The sequence below is a fragment of the Acetobacter thailandicus genome (assembly GCF_011516655.1).
Lineage (GTDB): Bacteria > Pseudomonadota > Alphaproteobacteria > Acetobacterales > Acetobacteraceae > Acetobacter > Acetobacter thailandicus.
Genome location: NZ_WOSV01000022.1, coordinates 1 through 9210 on the forward strand (window position 1 = coordinate 1; position 9210 = coordinate 9210).

Sequence of the window (9210 nt, forward strand, 5' to 3'; positions counted from 1 at the left end):
TCAAACAGTTCCGCGCGATCGCAACGCGCTACGACAAGATGAAATCAACGTTCCTCGCAGCCGTGCAGTTCGCTTCAGTTATCATCCTGCTTAACTGACGACATGCCGTAGCACCAGAACAAAGATAATCCGTGACCAGCACTAACCCATTTTTATTCCGCTTGAATGATAGCATTGGCTTTTTCTTGCGCCCAATGTGTCCCCGATAGCCATCCAGCAGCGGCCATCACACCTGCGAATGCCAGAATGCTGTACCATCCCGTGCTTGCTGCGGAGATGAAAGGCAACCCTGCATGGAGGCGTGCATTGAGTGTTGCCCCCAGAACGGCCACGCCCAGGGACTGACCTAATTGCCGTGCTGTCGAGGCAGTTGCCCCTGCCACACCTGCTCGACTAAGGGGCATTCCTGAAACAGCAAGTGTCGTTACAGGTGCGTTTGCCAAGCCGATCGCTAGGCCAACGAGCATGGAGGCTACGATAAATTGTAATAACGAGCTATTAAAAGACATCAGGATTAGTAAAATTGCTGCTCCCAGAAGGGCAATCGCCCCGGCAAGCATTAATGCTCGTGCCCCCCATTTGCCTACTGCCCAACCGGATATGGGCGCGCAAACCGCATTGACAACCGCCAACGGCACCATAAGAAATCCCGCTTTTAATGGCGCAAGCTTAAGGTTGTCCTGAAGATACAAATTGGCGACAAAAACGAATCCCGCATAACTAAAAAATTCAAGAAAGCCTATCAGTGTCGCCATTGAAAAAACGGGAGAGCGAAAAAAACGCAGCTCCAGCAGCGGAACAGGGACTCGACTTTCGACGACAAAAAAAGCGACCCCACTTATCACAGCTAAGACGGTGGCAACCTCAACTGACGATGTAGATAACCCAAGAGACCCTATCTTGATAATGGCAAAGGTGATGCTCGCCATGAAAGTGATTGCAAGTGCTTGACCTGGAATATCGATCTTGCGTGGGGGCGTGGCTTTGCTTTCTGGGACAAGATACAGGACCAACGGTACAGTTATGGCGATGATGGGAAGATTTAAAACGAAAATACCACGCCAGCTGTAAAGAGCGACCATGGATCCACCAATGATCGGCCCCAGCCCCATGCCGACTCCTACAACCGCGCCCCAAATGCCGATCGCGAATGCACGCTCGCTTCGATCCGGGTAGATATTCGAAATGATGGACAAAGCGACAGGCGCGAGAGTTGATCCCCCCACTGCCTGTAGGCCGCACATCATGATGAGTGGCCACACGGAGGAAGCTAGAGCACAGAGCCCTGATGCACCTCCGAAGATCACCAGCCCGGTTACCAAAACCCGCTTGCGTCCAAGTCTGTCACCCAAAGAGCCTGAAAGCATCAGTAGGGACGCTAGGACCAGAAGATATGCATCAACAACCCATTGGAGCTGAGATGTTGATGCATGTAATTGTTGAGCGATGGAGGGAAGTGCGACGTTAACGGCTGTTGTGTCGACTTGAGCTACCAGAACTCCCAGGCAGCAGATCAGCATCGCCGCTGTCTTGCGTGAAGCAGATAAATCCATGGTTACCCCCACATGCTCAATACACCCAAGAATGGGGCGCGATAGTCCGCTCAGGCTCCGAAGAACATAATGCAAACGGGGCTGCCGGTGTGTGTGACTTGTCCTGTCGGCCGTGCTTGGCCTCCGGAAATGGAAAATGTTACGATATTGTCGCTGTCTTCATTGGCAACGTAGAGATATTTTCCCGTTGGATCTTCAGTGAAGAAGCGTGGAGTGCGTCCGAGGCTATCAATGTTATTAACCTCGCGGAGCATTCCACTCTCTGGATTTATTGAATAAATACAAAGTGTCTCTGATCCACGATTGGAGGCGTAAACAAAGTTTCCCTCGTATGAAATCGCAATTTCTGATGCCCTATTATTACCAGTAAATGTTTCTGGTAGTGTCGTTATTACCTGAAAAGGAGAGAACCGACCGCTCATTTCATCGTAATGATAAGCGGTGACAGTGGAATCCAATTCATTCACCACATACGCTAAAGGTTGTGTTTTATGGAACGCAATATGACGCGGTCCTGCGCCCTCTCTCGTTGGCGTTGACGAGACAGGTGCTGGAATTAATTTTCCTTCTGTTGAGAGATGAAAAGACCAAATTAAGTCTGCGCCTTTGTCGGGGACTGCGATAAGCCGACCTGTCGGGTCAAATTCTGTTTGGTGTGGCTTCGGAAAGGGCTGCTCCACACGGTGTGGCCCAGGTTTGGCGTCGAGTGTGTGTAGGTCTGTCATTTTCCCTAAGGAGCCATCTGCATTGATCGCGATGACAGCGATATTGGACGAGATATGGTTAGGGACGACCATAAATTTTCCGGTCGGATCGATTGCCAGATGCACAGGGTTCTTCCCCCCTGTTTGCACTGTGTTCAGGGGGGTGATCTGACCGCTATGCGGGTTAATGCGATAGCTGCTGATCTCAGAACTGTCGCCGTGAACGGAATATAAAACAGATCGCTTTTCATCGATCGTCAAGAAAGAGGGGTTGACCAGTCCGTCCAGAGACTGAATCAGGTTCCACTCTCCCGACTGCCTAGTTACAACGTAGACGTTTATGCCGTTCCCACGGGCATTACGTTCGCGGGTAGTTCGGCAACCGGTATAAGCAATATAGAAGCCATCTTCCAGCTTATACGGATCACTCAGCATTGCGCCATCAAACTTCGTCTTCGTCGTCATGCTTACATCCTCATTATTGAATTTTGGATTTATATAAAAAAATAATTGAGGTCTTAAATCTTGTCTTTGTCAATCGATGAGAGGAGTAGTAAAATGTTTTTAATTAGTGGAAAGGTAAATGAGCTATGGATTGCGTGAACGCATAGCTAGTAGATTTTCCAGGAGGGCTTGCTATGTTTGCGGCGTTTCTTCAGGTGCTGCATCAGCTTAGTGCGATGCCCCATAGGGTAGAGTTAGCTGAAATCTCGAACACGTGATTGCATTTTGAAGGCAATATAATATATTTCTCTACGGAACGAGTTTTCTCCGGCGAGGCTTAGAATGAACGCACAAAATGAAATTGCCCGCTCCGATTTTGAAACCACTGTAGTCCGCAAGGCAGCTTGGCGCATTATACCGTTCTGTTTCGTTCTCTATATTGTGTCCTATATGGATCGAGCGAATATCGGATATGCCGCCCTGCAGATGAATAAGGAGCTGGGGCTGAGTGGAGAAGCTTTTGGTTTCGCATCTGGCATATTTTTTATAGGTTATTTTCTATGTGAAATACCTAGTAATATACTGATGAACAGGGTTGGAGCGCGTTTGTGGATCACGCGTATCCTCCTGACGTGGGGTCTTGTCTCAGTCTGCACGTCTTTCATTACAACTGAATGGCAGTTGTATGTAATGCGGTTTTTGCTGGGTGTCTGTGAAGCCGGTTTTTTTCCTTGCCTCATCTTTTACCTCACAGGTTGGTTTAGAGCTAAAGAGCAGGCAACTACTATTTCACTTTTCACCGCGGCAATTCCGGTTTCCTATCTTGTTGGTGCTCCCTTCAGCACCGCAGTTATGGGTTGGTTGAATAACGTGTGGGGAATGGGTGGATGGAGGTGGATGCTTCTCGTCGAGGGGGCTCCGGCCCTCATAGGGGGTATAGTCTGTTTTTTGTGCCTTCCCAATACACCAGCTGATGCACGATGGTTGTCACCTGCGGAAAGGTCATGGCTAGAAAAAGAATTAGCTGCTGACAGAGTAATTCATAGCACGAAAATTAAGGCGACGCCCAGTCGAAGCGCAATTACAAACTCTAAAGTGTTATATCTCGCGGCTATTTATTTCAGCTACCAATGCGGTAGTCTAGGTATTGGCTATTGGATGCCGCAAATAATAAAAGGGTTTGGAAAAACGCTGACGACTGCGCAGATTGGCTTTGTTGCGATGGTTCCATACGCAGTGGCAACTGTCGGGATGATATTATGGTCACGTCATTCGGACAAAAAGAGAGAGCGGAAATTTCACGCTGCAATTCCATTGCTGATAGCGGGTATTTGTCTTGCTATTGCTGGCATAACCACAAATCCATTTCTCTCTATCTTCTGTATTACAATTACTTTGACCGGACTATACGCTTTCAAGGCTCCATTTTGGGCCGTTCCTAGTCAGTTTTTACCCCGCGATGTTGTGTCCGTTTCAGCTGCAGTTATCAATTCAATTGGGAATCTTGGCGGGTTTGTCGGACCATACTTTATTGGCGTAATCAAAGGATGGTCGGGCCATGCTGAAACTGGGTTGCTTTCCTTAGCCGTGCTTGTGCTGGCTTCATTTGCGATGATGTCTGCAATGCGCATTGGCTCTCAAGATCACAAAACGACCACTTAATTGAAAAATAAGGAGCCGAGCTGATGAGTGTTGCATCAATAGAAATTACCGGAAAATCATATAAATACTATGACCTCAAATCTATCGCAGGTGATGCGTTTGAAAAAATGCCCCACGTGCACAGAATTCTTCTTGAGAATGTTCTTCACGAGCCGGACACTGCTTTGCGTGATAAAGCCGTAGCTGCGCTTATTAATTGGACCAAAACAGGTAGCGGTAAAGAGGCGATACCCTTCGCTCCGACACGTATCTTGATGCACGATACAACTTGCGGTCCTGCACTGACTGACATTGCCGCGATGAGAGACGTGTTATCTGAAAACGGTGTCGATCCGGCATTGCTTAATCCATGTGTGCCCGTGGCAACATCGACAGATCATTCTGCGCCAGTTGATTACTTTGGTACAAGTGATGCGCTTGATCGCAATTTGAAACGTGAATTCGATCGTAATAGCGAGCGATACCAGTTCATGAAATGGGCAACAAAGGCTGTTGATGGATTTCGTGTTTTCCCTCCCGGCACGGGTATCATGCACACCATCAACATGGAACGTGTTGCAACGGTCGTCAGCAAAAAGACAATCGAAAATCAGGATTGGCTAATCCCTGACACGCTGATCGGGACCGATAGTCATACACCAATGGTCAATTCGCTTGGCGTGCTTGGTTGGGGTGTCGGTGGACTTGAAGCCGAAGGCGCGATGTTCGGTGTCTCGGTCAACATTCGCATCCCCGATGTTTTAGGCGTCAGGCTGACAGGCTCGCTTAGGGAGGGCGTTACTGCAACTGATCTCGCGCTCCGTGTGACTGAAATACTGCGACAGGCCGGATGTTCGGGGGAGTTTGTCGAATATTATGGACCAGGTGTTGCGTCGCTCACATTGGGGGATCGTGGTCCTGCCGCGAACATGACGCCTGAGTATGGCGCATCAACCGGGTATTTCCCGATTGATGCGCATACGATCAATTACCTGCGCGAGACTGGACGGACAAACGAGCACTGCGTGCTGGTTGAAGCTTACGCAAAGGCAGCCGGCCTGTGGTTTGATCCAGCGTCTGAGCCACGCTATACGAAAGTGTTTGAGATAGATCTTTCGAAACTTGAACTATCAATCGCAGGCCCTACGCGCCCGCAAGACCGCTTGTCCCCGTCATCACTGGCTAGTGTGCTTCAAAAGGTGGATGTGGCAGATGTGTCGCTGAAAGTTGGTTCAACTGCAGTTGGAATCCCGCAAGATGCTGTGGCGATCGCTGCAATCACATCATGCACAAATACGACCGACACCGGATTTCTTATCGCTGCTGCTTTACTTGCAAGAAAGGCTGTCGCAAAAGGATTGCGTGTTCCGTCATGGGTAAAGACATCAATAGCACCGGGGTCGCCGGCTGCTTTCCTACGTTTGACACGTGCCGGCCTCCTTACAGACTTGGAGGCCCTTGGGTTTTTTATTGTCGGCTATGGTTGCACAACATGCATCGGAAATTCTGGCCCGCTCGTTCCAGAAGTTTCAGCTGCTATTATTAAGGGAGCAATTCATCCGATTGCAGTATTGTCTGGCAATCGCAATTTCCCGGGGCGCGTCCACGCCCAGATCGACTCATCGTTCCTCATGTCACCAGCACTGGTTGTCGCTTATGCCATTGCGGGTAGAGGAAATATCGACATTCAAAAAGACCCTCTTGGAGTCGACGGGCAGGGGAGGGACGTGCACCTTTCCGATCTGTGGCCAACCGACAAAGAAATCCAGGATGCTTTGTTCCTTGCTATGGCGGAAGATGATGTCGCAGAAGCGGCCAAAAAAGCAGATGCCAATGAATTATGGGCGAATTTGACCGCGCCGAATGCTGCGCTGTTCCCTTGGGATAACGCATCAACATATTTACGACGTCCCCCCTTCGTTGCGATCTCCCCTGCGGAGGAGAATGATGTTGACGTAAGTTGCAATCCACTTCTTGTCCTTGGTGATGACGTAACAACCGATCACATTTCGCCAGCGGGTTCGATCCCGACAGACAGTGACGCAGCGAAATGGCTGGTTGAACGTGGTGAAAATCCAAATGATTTGAATGTCTACTCTTCACGCCGCGGAAACTGGGAGGTGATGCTTCGTGGTCTCTTTACGAATAAAAATCTGATCAATTATTTAAATGCGAAAAAGTCGGTTGGAAAAACAGTTTTTGCTTCAACGGGTGAAACACTGCCCGTCTGGATAGCTGCTTCGCGCTATCAGGAGGAAAAGCTCCCAGTTATAATCATCGCAGGAGAGCGTTACGGTACTGGTTCGTCGAGAGACTGGGCTGCCAAAGGCACTGAATTACTCGGAGCACGTGCCGTGCTTGCGAACAGCTTCGAGAGAATTCATCGGACAAATCTGGTTGGCATGGGAATCCTTCCACTACGGCTTCCAGATGGGTGGAAAGCCAGCGAACAGAAAATTGATGCGCGTGACAAGTTTGTGATCAGATATAACTTTAATGATCTGTCCCCTCGTTGCATTGTTCCTGTTGAATGGCAACGAGCACAGAACGAGGCAGTGTCACATTTGGATTTAACACTAATGGTGGATACTGCTCACGAAATTACGCTTCTGAAGAATGGTGGTATAATTTCGACTATTTTAACAGAAATATCGAGGAATTCACACAGCTCTTCTTGATGTGACTTTCGTGTAGAACGATGGTGCTGGGTGCAACTACAGCTTCCATTATCCTCCAATGATGTAATGCACAGTATGGACAACAAAGATGGCAGATATGCATGAACTTCGTCATACCTTTGCACCAGAAGGTATCCTCCGCGCGTCTATCAATCTCGGGAATCCGATACTTGCAGCTAGATCTGCGGAGGGAGGTCAGCCAAGCGGTGTTTCGGTCGATCTTGCTTATGAGTTGGGCAAGCAACTTGGCGTGGCAGTGGAACTCATTGTGCACGACTCAGCAGGAAAGTCGGTCAAATGCGTAGAGGACGGTGGCGCAGATATTGGCTTCTTTGCAATCGACCCAATGCGAGCGGAAAAGATATCTTTCACCGAAGCCTATGTGTTGATCGAAGGTTGCTATCTCGTCAGGGATTCCTCGCCTCTGACGACGAATGATCAAGTTGATCGTAATGAAAACCATGTTGTCGTGGGGCGGGGAAGTGCTTATGATCTCTTTCTCTCACGAGAGCTCCACTATGCAAAAATTTTGCGCGCACCTACGTCACCCTTGGTAGTCGATACGTTTATTGCGGAAAACATGGATGTGGCCGCAGGAGTAAAGCAGCAGCTTGAAGCTGATACGCGCCGATTTCCAGGATTGCGGCTGCTTCCGGGAAGTTTCATGACGATCCGCCAGGCGATGGGTGTGCGCCGATGTTATGGGGAACCTGCCTCGCGCTTCCTGAGTCAATTTGTTGAAAATATGAAACGAGAAGGTTTTATTGCGGCGTCGTTGGAGCATAACAATGTTTCGGGTGCTGCGGTAGCAGCATTACGCACTTAACAACAATTTATATGGTGGTCTCAGTTGTTACCGAAAATCGCCTTAATAGGCGTTTATGAGGTGAGATACAGCGCTTAACACCTGGTAGCCTGACCACGTTTTCTAGCAGGCTGATCTCGCCTCTCTTCACCGTCTCGAACAGTTGACGGCGGCCCGCTTTCGGGACCGCGAACATAAGAAAGAGAGAGTGATATGTCTTTGAAAATGGTCATTGGAATAGATGTGTCCCGAGACTGGCTTGATGGCTTTTGCCTGCCAGAAAAGCAGAGATTTCGTTTTCAGAATTCACCTGATGGCCATGCAAGATTACTGGAAATTCTTCAGAGTATGCCGGACGGTCTCAAGGTTGGATTTGAAGCCACCGGTGGACAGGAATGGGCACTCTGGCGTGTTCTCATCAGTATGGGAATCAATGCAGTCCAGTTGCCTCCTGCACAGATCAAAGCTTGTGCACTCTCCATGGGGAAACGTGCGAAAACCGATCATATCGATGCGGAATTGATTGCGCGTTTTATGGCTTTTCGTCCAGAAGCAGGACGAACACTGCCGGATGCAAAACTTCAGCTTCTGCGGGCACTGACGGTGCGCAGGGCTCAGATGGTGGAGGCACGTAAACGGCTTCTGCCCAGATTTCGGTGCGCCGCAAGCAGGGTGTGAACGCTGAACTGGAGGATATGGACAGCAGTCTCAAAGCATTTCTCGAAAGCCAGATCAGCGAGCTTGAACAACGGATTGAAAGCGTTATCACAAAGGAAGAAGATCGCTCCGCCACGTCCTGTTCCAGGCAGGATTGGCTGCTGCCTGCCATAATCCAGTTCTGAAAGCTGTTGCCAGGCGCATGAAAGAGCGGGGTAAGCCACACAAACTGGTGATCGTCACAATCGCCAATGCTATCCTCAAAGCCGGAGTGCCATGGCGCATTAGCTCCACCGCTTAAACACAGTTGCTAGGTGTTTAGTCCCGTGGTTTGATGGTGTAGTATTTTCACGAGAGTGGAAGGACGCCTTATGGGACAGATACGTCATGGCAGCGCCACGGGATATCCCGGTTTCCGGATATCGAGGGAGACAAGCCCAAACGACAGCGTTTCAAACGCTATCCCATCGGCTTTTTTCACATCGATATTGCCGAGGTCTAAACTGCTGAAGGCAAGCTGTACCTCTTCGTCGCTATCGATCGGACCAGCAAATTCGCTGTCATAACCTCTGTCCCCGATAACCTCTTTTGTCTCAGCGGGCAGATCAGCCAGAAGCCATCTGCGCCTTTGAAGTCACTGACCTGTCCTGCAGTCAGATAAAGTCGGACTGGTCGCCCCTGATCATCGCACATGGCATGAGGTTTTGAGTTCAGCTCCCCTTTTGTTC

Annotated in this window: 7 protein-coding genes and 3 pseudogenes; 7 read left to right on the plus strand and 3 right to left on the minus strand. The window is 49.4% G+C overall.

The window, feature by feature from the left end:
- A pseudogene (locus GOB58_RS12515) lies at positions 1 to 98 on the plus strand (IS5/IS1182 family transposase); the annotation flags it as partial.
- Between the two features lie 54 nt (positions 99 to 152).
- Here GOB58_RS12515 and GOB58_RS12520 read toward each other — a convergent pair.
- The gene (locus GOB58_RS12520) at positions 153 to 1553 is read right to left on the minus strand and encodes an MFS transporter (protein WP_242005348.1); all 1401 of its coding nucleotides are present in this window, start codon (positions 1551 to 1553) and stop codon (positions 153 to 155) included.
- Positions 1554 to 1603: 50 nt separating this feature from the next.
- Positions 1604 to 2722, minus strand: a complete 1119-nt coding sequence (locus GOB58_RS12525) for a lactonase family protein (protein WP_242005349.1) — start codon at positions 2720 to 2722, stop codon at positions 1604 to 1606.
- A gap of 321 nt (positions 2723 to 3043) precedes the next feature.
- On the opposite strand from GOB58_RS12525, the gene GOB58_RS12530 reads away from it, so the two are divergent.
- From GOB58_RS12530 to GOB58_RS13375, 6 genes and pseudogenes are all read left to right on the plus strand, one after another.
- Entirely contained in the window at positions 3044 to 4363 is a 1320-nt protein-coding gene (locus GOB58_RS12530; RefSeq protein ID WP_173560416.1) for an MFS transporter, read from the plus strand.
- A 23-nt stretch (positions 4364 to 4386) separates the two neighbouring features.
- Positions 4387 to 7020, plus strand: a complete 2634-nt coding sequence (gene acnA / locus GOB58_RS12535; RefSeq protein ID WP_173560417.1) for an aconitate hydratase AcnA — start codon at positions 4387 to 4389, stop codon at positions 7018 to 7020.
- Between the two features lie 88 nt (positions 7021 to 7108).
- Entirely contained in the window at positions 7109 to 7846 is a 738-nt protein-coding gene (locus GOB58_RS12540) for an ABC transporter substrate-binding protein (RefSeq protein ID WP_173560418.1), read from the plus strand.
- Positions 7847 to 8038: 192 nt separating this feature from the next.
- Entirely contained in the window at positions 8039 to 8503 is a 465-nt protein-coding gene (locus GOB58_RS13160) for an IS110 family transposase (protein ID WP_242005350.1), read from the plus strand.
- Positions 8504 to 8636: 133 nt separating this feature from the next.
- Positions 8637 to 8783: a hypothetical protein gene (locus tag GOB58_RS13165; RefSeq protein ID WP_242005351.1), complete on the plus strand. Its 147-nt coding sequence runs from the start codon at positions 8637 to 8639 to the stop codon at positions 8781 to 8783.
- A 90-nt stretch (positions 8784 to 8873) separates the two neighbouring features.
- Positions 8874 to 9047 (plus strand): annotated as a pseudogene (locus GOB58_RS13375) (IS481 family transposase); the annotation flags it as partial.
- On the opposite strand, the pseudogene GOB58_RS13000 reads toward GOB58_RS13375, so the two are convergent.
- Positions 8981 to 9210 (minus strand): annotated as a pseudogene (locus tag GOB58_RS13000) (hypothetical protein); the annotation flags it as partial. The pseudogenes GOB58_RS13375 and GOB58_RS13000 overlap by 67 nt on opposite strands.